The 16,534-nt window shown below is 63.6% G+C and carries 17 protein-coding genes; 10 read left to right on the top strand and 7 right to left on the bottom strand.

Features of this window, described 5'->3' with window-relative positions; translation table 11 throughout:
• The first annotated feature begins 564 nt into the window (after positions 1-564).
• From hemA to MJ643_RS22090, 6 genes are all read left to right on the top strand, one after another.
• Positions 565-1,842 carry a glutamyl-tRNA reductase gene (gene hemA, locus MJ643_RS22115; protein WP_013970908.1) on the top strand — a complete coding sequence of 426 codons (1,278 nt, stop codon included), beginning with the start codon at positions 565-567 and terminating at the stop codon, positions 1,840-1,842.
• Positions 1,839-2,921 (top strand): peptide chain release factor 1, encoded by a 1,083-nt coding sequence (prfA, locus tag MJ643_RS22110; protein WP_013970909.1) that lies wholly within the window; start codon positions 1,839-1,841, stop codon positions 2,919-2,921. The genes hemA and prfA overlap by 4 nt, the downstream gene beginning before the upstream one ends.
• On the top strand, positions 2,921-3,751 hold the full coding sequence (gene prmC / locus MJ643_RS22105) for a peptide chain release factor N(5)-glutamine methyltransferase (RefSeq protein ID WP_013970910.1): 831 nt from the start codon (positions 2,921-2,923) through the stop codon (positions 3,749-3,751). Before prfA ends, prmC begins: the two co-directional genes overlap by 1 nt.
• Positions 3,745-4,500: a molybdopterin-synthase adenylyltransferase MoeB gene (locus tag MJ643_RS22100; RefSeq protein ID WP_013970911.1), complete on the top strand. Its 756-nt coding sequence runs from the start codon at positions 3,745-3,747 to the stop codon at positions 4,498-4,500. Before prmC ends, MJ643_RS22100 begins: the two co-directional genes overlap by 7 nt.
• Entirely contained in the window at positions 4,493-5,290 is a 798-nt protein-coding gene (gene murI / locus MJ643_RS22095) for a glutamate racemase (protein ID WP_024086262.1), read from the top strand. The genes MJ643_RS22100 and murI overlap by 8 nt, the downstream gene beginning before the upstream one ends.
• A 101-nt stretch (positions 5,291-5,391) precedes the next feature.
• Positions 5,392-5,910, top strand: coding sequence for an acyloxyacyl hydrolase (locus MJ643_RS22090; protein ID WP_024086263.1), 519 nt, complete (start codon positions 5,392-5,394; stop codon positions 5,908-5,910).
• 123 nt (positions 5,911-6,033) lie between these two features.
• Here the strand turns inward: MJ643_RS22090 and MJ643_RS22085 are convergent, their stop codons facing one another.
• From MJ643_RS22085 to MJ643_RS22065, 5 genes are all read right to left on the bottom strand, one after another.
• Positions 6,034-6,732, bottom strand: coding sequence for an SDR family NAD(P)-dependent oxidoreductase (locus tag MJ643_RS22085; protein ID WP_038408692.1), 699 nt, complete (start codon positions 6,730-6,732; stop codon positions 6,034-6,036).
• Positions 6,729-8,171: a deoxyribodipyrimidine photo-lyase gene (phrB, locus tag MJ643_RS22080; RefSeq protein WP_038408694.1), complete on the bottom strand. Its 1,443-nt coding sequence runs from the start codon at positions 8,169-8,171 to the stop codon at positions 6,729-6,731. Before phrB ends, MJ643_RS22085 begins: the two co-directional genes overlap by 4 nt.
• Positions 8,162-9,061, bottom strand: coding sequence for a MerR family transcriptional regulator (locus MJ643_RS22075; RefSeq protein ID WP_015268948.1), 900 nt, complete (start codon positions 9,059-9,061; stop codon positions 8,162-8,164). Before MJ643_RS22075 ends, phrB begins: the two co-directional genes overlap by 10 nt.
• Positions 9,051-10,019, bottom strand: coding sequence for a DUF523 and DUF1722 domain-containing protein (locus tag MJ643_RS22070; RefSeq protein ID WP_038408696.1), 969 nt, complete (start codon positions 10,017-10,019; stop codon positions 9,051-9,053). The genes MJ643_RS22075 and MJ643_RS22070 overlap by 11 nt, the downstream gene beginning before the upstream one ends.
• A gap of 100 nt (positions 10,020-10,119) precedes the next feature.
• Complete coding sequence (locus MJ643_RS22065; protein ID WP_013970918.1) at positions 10,120-11,106, bottom strand: NAD(P)/FAD-dependent oxidoreductase; 987 nt, start codon at positions 11,104-11,106, stop codon at positions 10,120-10,122.
• A gap of 187 nt (positions 11,107-11,293) precedes the next feature.
• On the opposite strand from MJ643_RS22065, the gene MJ643_RS22060 reads away from it, so the two are divergent.
• Positions 11,294-12,199 (top strand): TIGR01777 family oxidoreductase, encoded by a 906-nt coding sequence (locus MJ643_RS22060; RefSeq protein WP_038408700.1) that lies wholly within the window; start codon positions 11,294-11,296, stop codon positions 12,197-12,199.
• A 13-nt stretch (positions 12,200-12,212) separates the two neighbouring features.
• The gene (gene hemH / locus MJ643_RS22055) at positions 12,213-13,226 is read left to right on the top strand and encodes a ferrochelatase (protein WP_038408702.1); all 1,014 of its coding nucleotides are present in this window, start codon (positions 12,213-12,215) and stop codon (positions 13,224-13,226) included.
• Positions 13,227-13,358: 132 nt separating this feature from the next.
• Here the strand turns inward: hemH and MJ643_RS22050 are convergent, their stop codons facing one another.
• Together MJ643_RS22050 and upp are read right to left on the bottom strand one after the other, a co-directional pair.
• Positions 13,359-14,627, bottom strand: a complete 1,269-nt coding sequence (locus MJ643_RS22050; RefSeq protein ID WP_047594600.1) for a uracil-xanthine permease family protein — start codon at positions 14,625-14,627, stop codon at positions 13,359-13,361.
• A 2-nt stretch (positions 14,628-14,629) separates the two neighbouring features.
• On the bottom strand, positions 14,630-15,268 hold the full coding sequence (gene upp, locus MJ643_RS22045; protein ID WP_011532223.1) for a uracil phosphoribosyltransferase: 639 nt from the start codon (positions 15,266-15,268) through the stop codon (positions 14,630-14,632).
• A gap of 161 nt (positions 15,269-15,429) precedes the next feature.
• On the opposite strand from upp, the gene MJ643_RS22040 reads away from it, so the two are divergent.
• Both MJ643_RS22040 and MJ643_RS22035 read left to right on the top strand, forming a co-directional pair.
• Positions 15,430-15,987, top strand: coding sequence for a hypoxanthine-guanine phosphoribosyltransferase (locus MJ643_RS22040; protein WP_013970923.1), 558 nt, complete (start codon positions 15,430-15,432; stop codon positions 15,985-15,987).
• A gap of 2 nt (positions 15,988-15,989) precedes the next feature.
• Positions 15,990-16,463, top strand: a complete 474-nt coding sequence (locus MJ643_RS22035) for a WbuC family cupin fold metalloprotein (protein ID WP_024086265.1) — start codon at positions 15,990-15,992, stop codon at positions 16,461-16,463.
• Positions 16,464-16,534: the final 71 nt, after the last annotated feature.

The raw sequence follows: 16,534 nt of genomic DNA, 5'->3' as shown, positions 1-16,534 counted from the left end.
TATCGCTGTCTCGGTGAGGAATATCGATGTAGCGGCGTCAAGACTAGGTGCGGAAGGAGGGTAGGGCAACAGCTGGGCATGTATTTGGGAAATGGACTACAAGACTGTGGATAAGTCTTATGGACATATGTCAAAGAGTCTTCTCGACCCGGTCGGCGTAGTTGGCTAGGGCGATGTCGAGCCGATGGCTCTGGCTTTTGCTGTGACTGTTGCTTCTAAGAGCGCGGTAGATCAGGTGCTGCAGATTGCGACTTCAGGAGGCCGAGCGTAGGGCTTGCTCCCGGGAGGACTGCGCAGCAGGCCTCATCCTGGGGCCCAGCGCTTGACGGGCATCCATGCCCGTCACCTCCATGCGCAAGGCCTGCGTTCGGCCTCCTGAAGTCGCGAAGATCAAGATCAGGATCAAAAGCCAGATCAAAAGCCGGCAAGACCTGAAAACACCGCTAGGGCAGGCTACGAAAAGGCGATAGCCGCACGACTATCAGCGCAATAGCGAACGGTGGTTGTCCTGAAACCTGCGAAAGAGGACAATTATCGGCTTCCCGTCACAACCAGCGACCTTGCATGGCCTTTCTTGCACTTGGTATCAACCATAAGACTGCCTCGGTAGACGTACGCGAGCGCGTGGCGTTTACCCCAGAGCAGCTGGTAGACGCCCTGCAGCAGCTCTGCCGGCTGACATCCAGCCGCGAAGCGGCGATTCTGTCGACCTGCAACCGTAGCGAGCTCTATATCGAGCAGGACCACCTGTCCGCCGATGCCGTGCTGCAATGGCTCGCCGACTACCACCGCCTCAGCCTGGACGAGCTGCGCGCCAGCGCCTACGTGCACGAAGAGCACGAGGCGGTGAAGCACATGATGCGGGTGGCCTCCGGCCTGGACTCGCTGGTGCTCGGCGAACCGCAGATCCTCGGCCAGATGAAGTCCGCCTATGCCGTGGCGCGTGAGGCCGGCACCGTCGGCCCGCTGCTCGGGCGCCTGTTCCAGGCCACCTTCAGTGCCGCCAAGCAGGTGCGCACCGACACTGCCATCGGCGAAAACCCGGTGTCGGTGGCGTTTGCCGCGGTCAGCCTGGCCAAGCAGATCTTCAGCGACCTGGGCCGCAGCCAGGCCCTGCTGATCGGTGCCGGCGAAACCATCACCCTGGTCGCCCGCCACCTGCATGAGCAGGGCGTGCGCCGCATCGTCGTGGCCAACCGTACCCTTGAGCGGGCCAGCATCCTGGCCGAACAGTTCGGTGCGCACGCCGTTCTGCTGGCCGACATCCCTCAGGAGCTGGCCAACAGCGACATCGTCATCAGCTCCACCGCCAGCCAGTTGCCGATCCTTGGCAAGGGTGCGGTCGAGAGCGCGCTGAAGCAGCGCCGGCACAAGCCGATTTTCATGGTCGACATTGCCGTACCGCGCGATATCGAAACCGAAGTCGGCGAACTGGATGACGTCTACCTGTACACTGTCGATGACCTGCACGACGTTGTGGCAGAAAACCTCAAAAGTCGCCAGGGCGCGGCCCAGGCCGCCGAAGAGCTGGTGTCGGTGGGGGCAGAGGACTTCATGCTGCGCCTGCGCGAGCTGGCCGCGGTGGATGTGCTCAAGGCCTATCGCCAGCAATGCGAGCGCCTGCGCGACGAAGAACTGCAAAAGGCCCAGCGGCTGCTGGCCAACGGCGGCAACCCCGAAGACGTACTGGCCCAACTGGCCCGGGGGCTGACCAACAAACTCCTGCACGCGCCCAGCGTGCAATTGAAAAGGCTCTCGGCCGAGGGCCGCCTCGATGCGCTGGCCATGGCCCAGGAACTCTTTGCCCTCAACGAGGGCTCGACGGACAAATCCCCGCAATGAAAGCGTCGCTGCTGAACAAACTGGAAATCCTCCAGGACCGCTTCGAAGAACTCACCGCTCTGCTTGGTGATGCCGAGGTCATTTCCGACCAGACGCGCTTTCGCGCCTATTCCCGTGAATACGCCGAAGTCGAGCCGGTCTACGCTGCTTATAAAGAGTGGCGCAAAGTCCAGGACGACCTCGAAGGTGCCCAGGCGCTGCTCAAGGACAGTGACCCGGACCTGCGCGAAATGGCCGTGGAAGAAGTGCGTGAAGCCAAGGAACAACTGCTGACGCTGGAGTCGCAGCTGCAACGCATGCTGTTGCCCAAGGACCCCAACGACGGCCGCAACGTGTTCCTCGAAATCCGCGCCGGCACCGGTGGCGACGAGGCGGCGATCTTCTCCGGCGACCTGTTCCGCATGTATTCGCGCTACGCCGAAAAGCGTGGCTGGCGCCTGGAAATCCTCTCGGAGAACGAAGGCGAGCACGGCGGCTACAAGGAAATCATCGCCCGCGTCGAGGGTGAGAGCGTGTACGGCAAGCTCAAGTTCGAGTCCGGCGCACACCGCGTACAGCGCGTGCCCGAAACCGAATCCCAGGGCCGTATCCACACCTCCGCGTGTACCGTGGCGGTACTGCCCGAGCCGGACGAACAGGCGGCCATCGAGATCAACCCGGCCGACCTGCGCGTGGACACCTACCGCGCATCCGGTGCCGGCGGCCAGCACGTCAACAAGACCGACTCGGCGATCCGTATCACCCACTTGCCCACCGGTATCGTGGTCGAGTGCCAGGAAGAGCGCTCGCAGCACAAGAACCGTGCCCGTGCCATGTCCTGGCTGTCGGCCAAGCTCAACGACATGCAGACCAGCGCCGCGCAGAATGCCATCGCCACCGAGCGCAAGCTGCTGGTCGGCTCGGGTGACCGTTCCGAGCGCATCCGTACGTACAATTATCCACAGGGGCGGGTGACCGATCACCGTATCAACCTGACCCTGTACTCGCTGGACGATATCCTCGCCGGCGGGGTGGAGGCGGTGATCGAACCGCTGCTGGCCGAATACCAGGCCGATCAACTGGCCGCTCTGGGGGACTGATGACCATCATCGCCAGCCTGCTGCGCAACGCGCAGTTGCCAGAGTCGCCTACCGAGCGGCTGGATGCCGAGTTGCTGTTGGCCGCGGCCATCGGCAAATCGCGCAGCTACCTGCACACCTGGCCCGAGCGAATCGTCAGCAGCGAAGATGCCGAGACCTATGCTGGCTACCTGCAGCGCCGCCGTGGCGGCGAACCGGTCGCCTACATTCTCGGGCTGCAGGGCTTCTGGAAGATCGATCTGGAAGTGGCACCGCATACCCTGATCCCGCGGCCGGATACCGAGCTGCTGGTCGAAGCTGCCCTTGAACTGCAACCCGCCACGCCGGCCAAGGTCCTTGACCTGGGCACCGGCACCGGCGCGATTGCCTTGGCCCTGGCCAGCGATCGCCCGGCCTGGCAGGTGACCGCAGTGGACCGCGTGGAGGAGGCTGCAGCCCTGGCTGAGCGCAACCGCCAGCGGCTGGGCCTGGCAAACGCCCAGGTACGGCTCAGCCACTGGTTCGACAGTCTGGCCGGCGAGCGTTTCGACCTGATTGTCAGCAACCCGCCCTACATCGCTGCCGCAGACCCGCATTTGGTCGCCGGTGATGTACGCTTCGAGCCCAGCAGTGCGCTGGTGGCCGGTGCCGATGGCCTGGACGATCTGCGCGTGATAGCTGCCCAGGCGCCCGCGCACCTGGTACCGGGTGGCTGGTTACTGCTGGAACACGGCTACGATCAGGCAGCGGCGGTGCGCGCCTTGCTGGCTGAACAAGGCTTCATCGAGGTCGCCAGCCGCACGGACCTGGGCGGCCATGAACGCATTACCCTGGGGCGCCTGCCATGCTGAGTGATCAGGAACTGCTGCGTTACAGCCGGCAGGTTTTGCTGGCCCAGATCGACATCGACGGCCAGTTGCGGCTCAAGCAGAGCAAGGCGCTGATCGTCGGGCTCGGCGGCCTTGGCTCGCCCGTCGCCTTGTACCTGGCCGCCGCCGGGGTCGGTGAGCTGCACCTGGCGGACTTTGACACCGTCGACCTGACCAACCTGCAACGCCAGGTGATCCACGACAGTGCGAGCGTGGGCATGAGCAAGGTCGATTCGGCCCTGCAGCGCCTGCAGGCAATCAACCCGGAAATCAGCCTGGTTGCCCATCGCCAGGCTCTGGACGAGGACTCGCTGGCGGCCGCTGTGGCAGCGGTCGACCTGGTGCTGGACTGCTCTGACAATTTCGGTACCCGCGAGGCGGTCAACGCTGCCTGCGTCGCGGCTGGCAAGCCGCTGGTCAGCGGTGCGGCGATCCGCCTGGAAGGACAGTTGTCGGTATTCGACCCACGGCGTGACTACAGCCCTTGCTACCACTGCCTGTATGGCCATGGCAGCGAAGCCGAACTGACCTGCAGCGAAGCCGGCGTGATCGGCCCATTGGTGGGCCTGGTAGGCAGCCTGCAGGCGCTGGAGGCGATGAAGCTGCTGGCCGGGTTCGGCGAGCCGCTGGTCGGCCGCCTGCTGTTGATCGATGCTCTCGGCACTCGTATCCGCGAATTGCGGGTCAAGCGCGACCCGGCTTGTGCGGTCTGTGGTAAGCGCGATGGCTGAGCGATCGGCGCCGGTCGGCGTGATGGACTCCGGGGTTGGCGGCTTGTCGGTACTCGCCGAGATCCAGCGCCTGCTGCCCAACGAGACGCTACTGTACGTGGGCGATTGCGGCCACATACCCTACGGCGAGAAGTCGCCGGACTATATCCGTGAGCGTCTCCGGCGCATTGCTGCGTTCTTCCATGAACAGGGCGCCAAGGCCATGGTACTGGCCTGCAATACCGCCACGGTGGCGGCGGTGGCCGACCTGCGCGAGTTGTACCCGAACTGGCCGCTGGTGGGCATGGAGCCGGCGGTGAAGCCCGCTGCCGCCGCTACGCGCTCTGGCGTGGTCGGTGTGCTGGCCACTACCGGTACCCTGCAGAGTGCCAAGTTCGCTGCCTTGCTCGATCGTTTTGCCAATGACGTACAGGTCATCACCCAACCTTGCCCGGGCCTGGTCGATCTGATCGAGACCGGTGACCTGGCCAGCCCGACGCTGCGCCAGTTGCTGCAAGGTTATGTGCAGCCGTTGCTGGCCGCTGGCTGTGACACGTTGATTCTCGGTTGCACCCATTACCCCTTCCTGCGCCCGTTGCTGGCCGGCATGGTGCCAGCCGACGTCGCCATCATCGATACCGGTGCTGCAGTGGCACGCCAACTGCAGCGGCTGCTGGGCGCGGATGACCTGTTGGCCGATGGGCCGGCCAGGGATACCCGCTTCTGGACCAGTGCCGATCCGCAATATCTCAGAAAGATCCTGCCTTTGCTGTGGCATAAGTCGGACAGTGTGCAAAGCTTTTCATTGTGAAAAAAACGTGAAAAGAAGCTGAACTATCGTACCGCTGCCGTTTTCTACCGCCTTGCCTGAAATGAGGCGGATACCAATAACAGCAAAGAAGGATGTTGCTCATGAAGAAGCTGCTCGGCTTGGCGGCGGCTGCCGTCTTCACCCTGGGGCACTCACTGTCGGCGCAGGCTACCGACGTTTCGTTTTCGGTGGGGCAGACCGGTGACTCGACCATGGTCTACCGGTTGGGGCTGCAATCGAATTGGGAAGCGAGCTGGTGGCAGACCAGCGTCGGGCGCCTGACGGGGTATTGGGATGGGGCCTACACCTATTGGGATGGTGACGAGACCGCGAGCAACCATAGCCTGTCGTTCGCGCCGGTGTTCGTCTACGAGTTTGCCGGGGAGTCGGTGAAGCCTTATATAGAGGCTGGGATTGGCGTGGCGGCATTCTCCAGCACCGAGCTGGAAGACAACGAGCTGGGCTCGGCATTCCAGTTCGAGGACCGCATCGGCTTTGGATTGCGCTTTGCCGGTGGGCATGAGATTGGCGTGCGGGCGATTCACTATTCCAACGCGGGCATCAAGCAGCCCAACGATGGGGTGGAGAGCTATAGCCTGCATTACCGCATGGCGCTCTGACCTCTCCTGTGCGGGCCTCTTCGCGGGTGAACCCGCTCCCATAGCACCCCCTGTATCTTGAGTGCAGTGGTGTACCTGTGGGAGCGGGTTTACCCGCGAACAAAGCAGTGCCGATGCCAGGCTCTAGCGCGTCAACGGCCACAGGCCATTGAGATCCAAGGCCTCCAGCACAAGCTCGGGCTCCCTCTGCGGCCACCGCCGCAGCAGTTCTTCTGCCGCATCCTGCGGCGTCCATGCCTCCGGTAGCGCCTGCGCCGGTGTCACGGGGTTCTTCAGCGACTGCGGCCCCACCACGGTCAGCTCAACCCCCTGCGCCTTCAACGCCTGACGCTGCTCGCGCATCCATTGCGGCATGTTGTTCCAGCCCGCAGGCACCTGCGTCGGTGCATGCAACTGCAGCGCCGAATAACGGTTGAACACCGCCATCACCTGCGGCGAGTCACCCTTCGCCAACAACGGCAGCGCACTGGCCAGGCAATGCTCGCCGGCCAACTGGTTGTCCGTGACGATCGCCTCGAACAGCTCGCTGTCCGCCACATCGTCCGCCAGGTAATCGCTGGTACCGGCGTTGATGATCAAGCCATCCAGCGTGCACCAGGCATGGCAGATCTGCTGGCTGGCCTGGGCCGCCTGATGTTCTTCGTGCAACTGCCACGGCAAGCGCAACAGCTGGCTGCCATAGCGTGCACCCAAGGCATCCAGTGCCTCGCCATGCTTCGCGCTTGCAGCTACCCGGTGTCCTTGCCCGAGCAGCCCCTCCACTAAAGCCAGGCCAAGTCCATTGCCTGCTCCCGTCACCCAGATACTGCGTGCGTTGTTCAAGATGCTGCCCTCTGATCCTGCCGGCGCGGGAGGTTCTTGAATGCCTCCAGTGCGCGCTGACGACTGCTGTCGAGATCGACAATTGGACTGTGGTAGGAATATCTAGCAAAAAGATCGGCCGACTTCACGGGGAAATGAATGGCTTTTTCATCTACCCCCTGCAATTCCGGCAGCCAGTGCCGAATGAAACGCCCTTGCGGGTCGAATCGCTGCGACTGTGAAACCGGGTTGAAGATGCGGAAATAGGGCACTGCGTCGGTGCCAGTGGACGCGCTCCACTGCCAACCGCCGTTGTTGGCGGCCAGGTCGCCGTCTATCAAGTGGCGCATGAAATGCCGCTCGCCCTTGCGCCAGTCGATCAGCAGGTTCTTGCTGAGGAACATGGCCACGATCATGCGCAGGCGGTTGTGCATCCACCCGGTGTGCAACAGTTGGCGCATGGCGGCGTCGATGATCGGGAAGCCGGTTCGGCCCTGTTCCCATGCTTCGAGGTCGGCCGGTGCATCGCGCCAGGGCAGGGCTTCGGTCTGGGCGCGGAAGGCTCGGTGACGCGAGACCTGTGGATAACCGGTCAGGATGTGTTTGTAGAATTCGCGCCAGAGCAGCTCGTTGATCCAGGTTTGCACGCCGCTGCTGCCGCTGTCGAACTCGCCGCGGTTGCTGGCCAGGGCACCGTGCAGGCACTGGCGTGGCGAGATCATGCCGGCGGCCAGATAGGCGGAGAGCTGGCTGGTACCGGGCTTGGCAGGCAAGTCACGCAGCTGTTGGTAATCGTCGATGGTTTCATCGAGAAAACGGGTCAGCCGCGCCTTCGCTTCGGCTTCGCCGGCCGGCCAGTGGTCGCGCAGTGCCTGCGCGGGTTTTTCGAAGCCGTCCACGTGCTGTGGGATCGGGTCGCTGCTGACATGCAGCGGTGCCTGGCGTTTTATCTGGCGGGCCAGGGCAGGGAGGCTGCGGTGCAGGTGCTCCAGGCAGCTCTTCTTGAACTGGCTGAACACCTGGAAGTAGTCGCCGCTGCGGGTAAGGATGGTGCCAGGGCGGAACAACAGCTGGTCGAGGTGGCTGTGGGCCTGGATGGACGACTTTTCCAGCAGCGCGCGGGTGGCGTCGTCGCGACGTTGCTCGTTGATGCCGTACTCCTCGTTCCAGTGCACGCTTTGCACCTGATGTTGGCGGCAGACGTCGAGTACGGCCTGTGGCGCCTGGTCCCAGGTGTCGATCTTGCGGATCAGCAGGGGGATGTTCAAGCGCTCCAGCGACTGGCGCAGGTCGCGCAGGCTGCGCAGCCAGAAGTCGACCTTGCAGGCGGCGTCGTCGTGGGCCAGCCATTGCCCGGGGCTGACCAGCCACAGTGCGAGGGTCGGGCCGCGTTCGCTGGCGGCGGCTAGCGCGGTGTTGTCATCGATGCGCAGGTCGCTGCGCAGCCAGGTCAGGTGCATGGTGCGGTCATCTCTCCAGGCTGGCGGTCATGGGCTTGCAGCAAACGCAATGCCGCCTGCGGGGTATCGAACAGGGCAAGATTGGGCAGCCCCAAGGCACGCAGCCGGGTTTCATGCAGCGCCAGCGTCGGCCCGCCAGCCAGGGTCGGCACGGGCAGGTTGGACAGGGTACGGTGCAACGCCTTGTCATCGATGCGTGGCCCCAGGTGCAGGAGCACGGCGCGTGGCTTGAGCATGGTGGCTGCGCGTTGCAGGTGCGCGCCAGCAATGGTGTGCTCCAGCACTTCGACCGGCAGGCCGTTGCTGGTGAACAGCCAGGCGCACAACCACAAACCGGGGCTGAAAGTGTGTTCGCTGTCTTCGGCCAGCAAGATGGCAGGCCCATGCAGCAACTGGTTGTCGTGGTAGACCCTGGCGCCCAGCTTGCTGCGCAACCAGCTGTGGAAAAACACCTGTTCCAGCCGTGCGTTGAAATAGTTGCGCCAGCGCAGGTCGAGGAGGTCGAGCAGCGGCAACAGCAATTGCTCGCACAGAGTGACGGCCGGGTACAGGGCCATCGCCTGGTTGAGCTGCTGGTCAAGGGCGCGCTGCGACAGCGTGGCGATGGCCTCGATCAGTTGGAACTGCCGGGCTTGCCAGTCGCCTTTCGGCGGCGTGCTAGCCGGTTTGTCGAGCAGCTCGCGTACCTGGCCGACGGAGGCGCCGCGCTGCAGCCAGGCAAGGATCGCTTCTACTCGTTCGACCTGCTCCAGCGGATACAGGCGATGGCCCTTGGCGGTACGCTGGGGCTTGAGCAGGCCGTAGCGGCGCTCCCAGGCTCGCAGGGTGACGGGATTGACGCCCGTGCGGCGAGCCAGTTCGCCGATGGGCAACAGGATCTCAGACGGCATTGCGCAGGCCCAGGCTCTCGGGGTGCGGCTGAAGGTAGGCCTGCTGCTGCAGATACGGATCGGGATGCTTGCGCAAATGGTGCTTGAGCAGGGTTAGCGGCACTACCAGCGGCACCACGCCTTGCTGGTATTGGCCGATAATGGCCTGCAGCTCGGCTTTGTCCTGCCGTGTGAGGATGTCCTTGAAGTAGCCGCTCAGATGCTGCAGCACGTTGCAATGAGTGCCGCGGCTGGCACAGCGGCGCAGAGCCTGCATCAGCTGGCTGAAGTAGCGCGGGCCGATGCTTTGCGGGTCATCGTCCTTGCTCATGCTGCCGAGCAGGCGCCCGAGGCTGCGGTAGGCCTGCGGGTTGTTGGCCATCAACAGGTACTTGTAGCGTGAGTGGAATCGCACCAGAGCGCCACGGCTCAGGCCTTCGGCCAGCAGGCGTTGCCAGTCGGCGTACGCGTACACGCGGCTGATGAAGTTCTCGCGCAGCACGGGGTCGTGCAGGCGGCCTTCTTCTTCCACCGGCAGGTCCGGCCGCCGTGCGCAGAACGCCTGCGCATACACTCCCCGCCCACCGTGGAAGGCAGGGTGGCCATTGTCTTGGTATACCTTGACCCGCTCCAGGCCACAGGAAGGCGATTTCTGCATGAAGATGTAGCCACAGATATCATCGAGTTCCGCCGCCATTTGCTCGCCATAGCTGCGCAGCGGCCCGGTCAGGTCCATGCCGGGGTTGCGGGTGCCTACCACTTCCGGCTGCTCGGGGTCGCCGACCAGGCGGATCGGGTCGCGCGGCACGCCCAGGCCGATGGCCACCTCCGGGCACACCGGCAACCAGTCGAAATGTTCCTCGAGTTGCATACGGCACAGGTCGGAGGCCTTGTGGCCGCCGTTATAGCGCACGCTGTGCCCGGTCAGGCAGGCGCTGATGGCGATACGCGGCTTGCTGTGGGCGGATGAGTCGTGCATGGGCTGCCTCCAAAAACCTGTACGAGACAAAATAGTTGTACAGGTTCATTCCAGCACAGCCCGGAAGTTATGCAAACAGTTTTTTTTGTATAACCCTACATCACTCGAGATGTTCGAGCAGTCGACGCGCCGCTTCCTGGCCACTGAGCCAGGCGCCCTCGACACGGCCGGACAGGCACCAGTCGCCGCAGGCGTATAGGCCCTGGTCAGCATCGGCCAGTGCGCCCCATTCATGGTTGCTGCTCGGACGGGCATAAAGCCAGCGGTGGGCCAAGGCAAAAGTAGGTGCTGGCACCACGCAGCCGACCAGTTCGGCGAATTCGCCCCACAGCTGTTCGATCACTTCCTCCTTGGGCAGGTCGATGTGTTGTCGGCTCCAGTCCGATGTGGCGTGCAGTACCCAGGTGTCGAGTTGCTCGTCACGCCCGGGCTTGCTGCGGTTGCGCGCCAGCCAGTCGAGCGGGTTGTCCTGCACGAAGCAGCCTTGCATCGGGGTATCCAGCGGTGTCTGGAAGGCCAGGGCGACGGCCCAGGTGGGCTCCATCTGCACACCGGCGGCCACGGCAGCGAGCTTCGGGGTAGCGGCCAGCAGCGGCGTGGCCTGTGGCGCCGGCACGGCGATCACCACGCGGCTGTAGGGGCCGTGGCTGCAGCCTTCGGTGTCCTGCAGGTGCCAGTACTGCTTGCCGCGGAACACTTCGGCGATGCGGCAGCCGAAGTTGACCGTCACGTCCTTGAGCAGGCCGCGGGTGATTGCACTCATGCGCGGCACGCCCACCCAGCGCGTCTGCTCGTCGGGGGAGGGGCTGAGTTCACCATCGCGGTAGTTGTACAGCTGTGGCTTCCATTGCGCGGCCCAACCGGCGGCAACCCATTGCTGTACCTGCTCGACGAAGCGGCGGTCACGGGCCGTGAAGTATTGGGCGCCGAGGTCCAGCGCGCCAGCTTCGCTGCGCTTGCTGGCCATGCGCCCGCCACTGCCGTGGCCCTTGTCGAACAAATGCACGGATTGCCCGGCCTTCTGCAGGGCCTGGGCGGCTGACAGGCCGGCGATACCGGCCCCGATGATGGCGATAGGTACTGTCATGATGGCCTCTTCAAACCTTGCTGTAAGCAGACTACGCTGTCAGGCAAACCTGTACAATGCTCAAATGTTGTATAAGGTTATTCCGTGTTGGCAGGCAGGTTGGCCTATGTTTATCCGAGAGCGTCGGGTCAAAAAAGTGCCTTGATGTTAAAAATAGACCACCGCCGCATTCTGCGAGGACACAGCCATGCATATATTGCTGACAGGCGGCACCGGGTTGATTGGCAAGCACCTGTGCCAGTACTGGCTCGGCCAGGGTCATCGCCTGACGGTGTGGAGTCGGCGGCCTGAACAGGTGCCGAAAATTTGTGGGACCGGCGTGCGTGGCATCGCCCGCCTGGAACAACTGGAGGCGGATGTTCAGCTGGACGCAGTGATCAACCTGGCCGGCGCGCCGATTGCCGATCGGCCCTGGACGGCGACCCGGCGCAACCTGCTGTGGGCCAGCCGCGTCACCCTCACCGAGCAGTTACTGGCCTGGTTGGGCAGCCGCGAACAGCGCCCGGAAGTGTTGATTTCCGGCTCTGCGGTGGGCTGGTATGGAGACGGTGGCGAACGCGAGCTGACCGAGGCTTCACCGCCGGTGCGCGAAGATTTCGCCAGCCAACTGTGCATTGCCTGGGAAGAGACAGCGATGCGTTCGCAGGCTCAGGGCATTCGCGTGGTGCTGGTGCGTACCGGGTTGGTGCTGGCCAGTGACGGCGGCTTTTTGTCGCGCCTGCGCCTGCCCTTCAAACTGGGGCTGGGCGGGCCTTTGGGTGACGGGCGGCAGTGGATGCCTTGGGTCCATATAGACGACCAGGTCGCCCTGATTGATTTTCTCTTGCAGCACAAGGATGCCAGCGGTCCTTATAATGCCTGCGCCCCGGAGCCGGTGCGCAACCGCGAGTTCGCCAGGCGCCTGGGCCGCGCCTTGCACCGGCCGGCGCTGCTGCCAGTGCCGGCACTGCTGCTCAAGGCGGGGCTGGGTGAGCTGTCGACCCTGCTACTCGGCGGCCAGCGCGCCCGCCCGGCACGCTTGCTGGCGGCAGGCTTCACCTTCCGCTTCAACGATCTGCAATCGGCTCTGGACAACCTGTCCAGCTGCCTCTGACATAGGACGCTGCATGACCGATCACGCCCTGCTGCTGGTCAACCTGGGTTCCCCGGCCTCCACCTCGGTGGCCGATGTGCGCCGCTACCTCAACCAGTTCCTCATGGACCCGTATGTGATCGACCTGCCCTGGCCGGTACGGCGCCTGCTGGTGTCGCTGATCCTGATCAAGCGCCCGGAGCAGTCGGCGCACGCCTATGGCTCGATCTGGTGGGAAGAGGGCTCGCCGCTGGTAGTGCTGACCCGTCGCCTGCAGGCGGCGATGGTCGAGCACTGGCCCCATGGCCCGGTGGAGATTGCCATGCGCTATGGCCAGCCGGCCTTGCCCGAGGTGCTGGAGCGCCTGGTGGCCCAGGGTGTGCGCAAGGTGACCCTGGCGCCGCTGTATCCACAGTTCGCTGACAGCACGGTGACCACTGTGGTGGAACTGGCCAGGCAGACGGTCAGTGAACGCCAGTTGCCGTTGCAACTTCGCGTGCTGCAGCCATTCTACGAGCACCCGGACTACATCGAGGCATTGGTCGCCAGCGCCCGGCCTTACCTGGAGCAGGATTACGATCACCTGTTGCTGAGCTTCCATGGTTTGCCGGAGCGCCACTTGAAGAAGCTGGACCCTACCGGCAAGCATGACTTCCAGGCGGCCGATTGCTGCAAGGATGCCAGTGCCGACATGCGCGCGGTGTGCTACCGCGGGCAGTGCCTGGCAACGGCCAGGGCCTTTGCGCAGAAGATGGGCATACCCGATGGCAAATGGTCGGTGTCGTTCCAGTCACGACTGGGGCGGGCCAAGTGGATCGAACCCTATACCGAGGCGCGGCTGGACGAGCTGGCCAAGGCTGGGGTGAAGAAGCTGCTGGTAATGTGCCCGGCGTTCGTGGCCGATTGCATCGAGACCCTGGAAGAGATCGGCATGCGCGGGAGCGAGCAGTTTGTCGAGGCCGGCGGGCAGGAGCTGGTGCTGGTGCCTTGCCTGAATGATCACCCGGAGTGGGTGAAGGCGCTGGCGGGGATGTGCGAAAAAGCCTGAGTCCAAGGTTGCCTGTTCTGGCCTCTTCGCGGGTAAACCCGCTCCCACAGGTTTTGCACAAGGCCTGAGGGCAGCGGGGTACCTGTGGGAGCGGGTTTACCCGCGAAGTGGCCGGGTCAGGCTAAAGCCGAATCAAGGCAACTGATCCTTCTTGTGCTTCCAGCCATCATTGCCCGGCAAGATCAGGTTCAGGGCGATAGCCACGATGGCGCACAGGGCGATGCCCTTCAGGCCCCAGTCATCCGGGCCATCACCACTGCCGATCAGTACGCCGCCGATACCGAACACCAGTGTCACCGACACGATCACCAGGTTGCGCGCTTCAGCCAGGTCGATCTTGTGGCGGATCATGGTGTTCATGCCCACCGCCGCGATCGAGCCGAACAGCAGGCACAGGATGCCACCCATCACCGGTACCGGGATGCTTTGCAGCAATGCGCCGAACTTGCCGATGAAGGCGAGGGTGATAGCGAAAATCGCCGCCCAGGTCATGATCTTCGGGTTGTAGTTCTTGGTCAGCATCACCGCGCCGGTAACTTCGGCATAGGTGGTGTTGGGCGGGCCGCCGAACAGGCCGGCTGCGGTGGTGGCCAGGCCGTCACCCAGCAGGGTGCGGTGCAGGCCGGGCTTCTTCAGGTAGTCGCGGCCGGTCACGCTGCCGACCGCGATCACCCCGCCGATGTGCTCGATCGCCGGTGCCAGGGCAACCGGGACGATGAACAGGATGGCCTGCCAGTTGAATGCTGGCGCGGTGAAGTTGGGCAGCTCCAGCCACGGCGCGGCGGCGATCTTGGCAGTGTCGACCACGCCAAAGGCGAACGACAGGGCAAAGCCTACGAACACGCCGGCAATGATCGGCACCAGACGGAAGATGCCCTTGCCGAACACGGCAACGATCAGCGTTGTCAGCAGGGCCGGCATCGAGATCATCATGGCGGTCTTGTACGGTAGCAGCACGCTGCCGTCACCGGCCTTGCCCATCGCCATGTTGGCGGCGATCGGCGCCATGGCCAGGCCGATGGAGATGATCACCGGGCCGATCACCACCGGCGGCAGCATGCGGTCGATGAAGCCAGTGCCTTTGATTTTTACCATCAGGCCCATGAAGGTGTACACGAAACCTGCGGCCATCACGCCGCCCATGGTCTCGGCCAGGCCGAACTGGCCCTTGGCGAGGATGATCGGGGTGATGAAAGCAAAGCTCGAGGCCAGGAACACGGGTACCTGGCGGCCGGTGACCAGCTGGAACAGCAGGGTGCCGATGCCGGCAGTGAACAGCGCTACGTTCGGATCGAGGCCGGTGATCAGTGGCATCAGCACCAGCGCGCCAAATGCCACGAAGAGCATCTGCGCGCCCGAAACGACCTGGCGCCAGAGCGGGTCGTTGAAGCCGTCCTGCATGGTCAGGCGTCCTTTTGCTTGGTGCCGAAGATCTTGTCACCGGCATCGCCCAGGCCCGGCACGATGTAGCCGTGTTCGTTCAGGCGCTGGTCGATCGAGGCGGTGTAGATCTGCACGTCCGGGTGGGCTTTTTCCACCACTTCGATGCCTTCTGGCGCAGCGACCAAAACCATGGCGCGGATCTCTTTGCAGCCGGCCTTTTTCAGCAGGTCGATGGTGGCGACCATCGAACCGCCGGTGGCCAGCATCGGGTCGATGATCAGGGCCAGGCGCTGGTTGATGTCCGGCGCGAGCTTTTCCAGGTAGGTGTGGGCTTCGAGGGTTTCCTCGTTGCGGGCAACGCCGACGGCGCTGACCTTGGCGCCCGGGATCAGGCTGAGCACGCCGTCGAGCATGCCGATGCCGGCTCGCAGGATCGGTACCACGGTAATCTTCTTGCCGGCGATTTTTTCAACTTGCACCTTGCCGCACCAGCCGTCGATCTCGTAGGTTTCGAGCGGCAGGTCCTGGGTGGCTTCGTAGGTCAGGAGCGCGCCGACTTCCTGGGCAAGTTCGCGAAAATTCTTGGTGCTGATATCGGCACGGCGCATCAGGCCGAGCTTGTGGCGGATCAGCGGATGGCGGATCTCACGAGTGGGCATAGGGGGGCTCCGAAAGGCGGGCAAAAAAACCGCGCTAGATTAATCTATTCAGCCTGTGCTGTCGTCTGGTCATTCTGGACGTTAGTCCATAAATGCTTGATCTGTGACGAGCGGATGCGTACCTTTGCCCGCTTTTCCAAAATGCACCCCCGGAGAGCGCCATGTCCGCCGATCTCGAGCATATCCGTCAAGTCATGCGTGAAGCTGACTGCCTGTACACCGAAGCCGAAGTCGAAGCGGCCATCGCCAAAGTCGGCGAGCAGATCTGCAAGGACCTGCACGACAAGAACCCGGTGGTTTTCTGCGTGATGAACGGCGGCCTGATCTTCTCGGGCAAACTGCTGACCCACCTGCAGTTCCCACTGGAAGCCAGCTACCTGCACGCTACCCGCTACCGCAACCAGACCAGCGGCGGCGAGCTGTTCTGGAAGGCCAAGCCCGAAGTGTCGTTCATCGACCGTGACGTACTGATCGTCGATGACATCCTCGACGAAGGCCACACCCTCAGCGCCATCATCGAGTTCTGCAAGCATGCTGGTGCGCGCTCGGTGCACACCGCGGTACTGATCGACAAGGAACATGACCGCAAGGCCAGCCCGGAACTCAAGGCCAACTACGTGGGCTTGCCCTGCGTCGACCGCTATATCTTCGGTTACGGCATGGACTACAAAGGCTACTGGCGCAACGCCAACGGCATCTTCGCCGTAAAGGGGCTGTGATCATGCGCCAGCCTGCGTTCATCGACCAATCGCTGTTCGCCGGGCTGGCCGCAAAGGCTGCAGCCAACCCGCGCGGGCGGCAACATCACAATTTCCATGAGATGGAAGAGCCTTGCCACCGCATGGCAGTCGGGCTGCAACCGAGCACCTATATCCCGCCGCATCGGCACCTGAGCGATGACAAAGCCGAAACGCTGGTCGTGCTCAAGGGTTGCCTGGGCCTGCTGCTCTTCAACGAGCAGGGGGCGGTGACCGACAAGCGAGTGCTGCAGGCGGGCGGGGATTGCCTGGGTGTGGACCTGGCGCCTGGTATTTACCATGGGCTTGTGGTGCTGAAGCCGGACAGCATCCTGTTCGAGTGCAAGGCCGGACCGTATCGGCCGGTGGGTGAAGGCGAACATGCGCACTGGGCGCCGCGCGAAGGAGAAGAGGGCGTGGACGAGTACCAGGCCTGGATGCGCGCGCAGTTCGATTGATGTTGCCTGCACCGGCCCCATCGCCGGCAAGCCAGCTTGTATGGTTAGACTTGAAGGGAGGAGGAGGGACA

It is taken from the genome of Pseudomonas sp. PNPG3 (assembly GCF_023093815.1).
In the GTDB taxonomy this organism is placed as follows: Bacteria; Pseudomonadota; Gammaproteobacteria; order Pseudomonadales; family Pseudomonadaceae; genus Aquipseudomonas; species Aquipseudomonas asiatica.
This window is presented reverse-complemented; position numbering and strand designations above follow the sequence as displayed.

Coding starts and splice junctions, on each gene's coding strand:
- MJ643_RS22040 (WP_013970923.1), top strand. CDS start 15,430: ATGTCCGCCGATCTCGAGCATATCCGTCAAGTCATGCGTGAAGCTGAC.
- MJ643_RS22035 (WP_024086265.1), top strand. CDS start 15,990: ATGCGCCAGCCTGCGTTCATCGACCAATCGCTGTTCGCCGGGCTGGCC.
- MJ643_RS22090 (WP_024086263.1), top strand. CDS start 5,392: ATGAAGAAGCTGCTCGGCTTGGCGGCGGCTGCCGTCTTCACCCTGGGG.
- hemA (WP_013970908.1), top strand. CDS start 565: ATGGCCTTTCTTGCACTTGGTATCAACCATAAGACTGCCTCGGTAGAC.
- prmC (WP_013970910.1), top strand. CDS start 2,921: ATGACCATCATCGCCAGCCTGCTGCGCAACGCGCAGTTGCCAGAGTCG.
- MJ643_RS22065 (WP_013970918.1), bottom strand. CDS start 11,106: ATGACAGTACCTATCGCCATCATCGGGGCCGGTATCGCCGGCCTGTCA.
- MJ643_RS22070 (WP_038408696.1), bottom strand. CDS start 10,019: ATGCACGACTCATCCGCCCACAGCAAGCCGCGTATCGCCATCAGCGCC.
- MJ643_RS22050 (WP_047594600.1), bottom strand. CDS start 14,627: ATGCAGGACGGCTTCAACGACCCGCTCTGGCGCCAGGTCGTTTCGGGC.
- hemH (WP_038408702.1), top strand. CDS start 12,213: ATGACCGATCACGCCCTGCTGCTGGTCAACCTGGGTTCCCCGGCCTCC.
- upp (WP_011532223.1), bottom strand. CDS start 15,268: ATGCCCACTCGTGAGATCCGCCATCCGCTGATCCGCCACAAGCTCGGC.
- MJ643_RS22060 (WP_038408700.1), top strand. CDS start 11,294: ATGCATATATTGCTGACAGGCGGCACCGGGTTGATTGGCAAGCACCTG.
- MJ643_RS22075 (WP_015268948.1), bottom strand. CDS start 9,061: ATGCCGTCTGAGATCCTGTTGCCCATCGGCGAACTGGCTCGCCGCACG.
- murI (WP_024086262.1), top strand. CDS start 4,493: ATGGCTGAGCGATCGGCGCCGGTCGGCGTGATGGACTCCGGGGTTGGC.
- phrB (WP_038408694.1), bottom strand. CDS start 8,171: ATGCACCTGACCTGGCTGCGCAGCGACCTGCGCATCGATGACAACACC.
- prfA (WP_013970909.1), top strand. CDS start 1,839: ATGAAAGCGTCGCTGCTGAACAAACTGGAAATCCTCCAGGACCGCTTC.
- MJ643_RS22100 (WP_013970911.1), top strand. CDS start 3,745: ATGCTGAGTGATCAGGAACTGCTGCGTTACAGCCGGCAGGTTTTGCTG.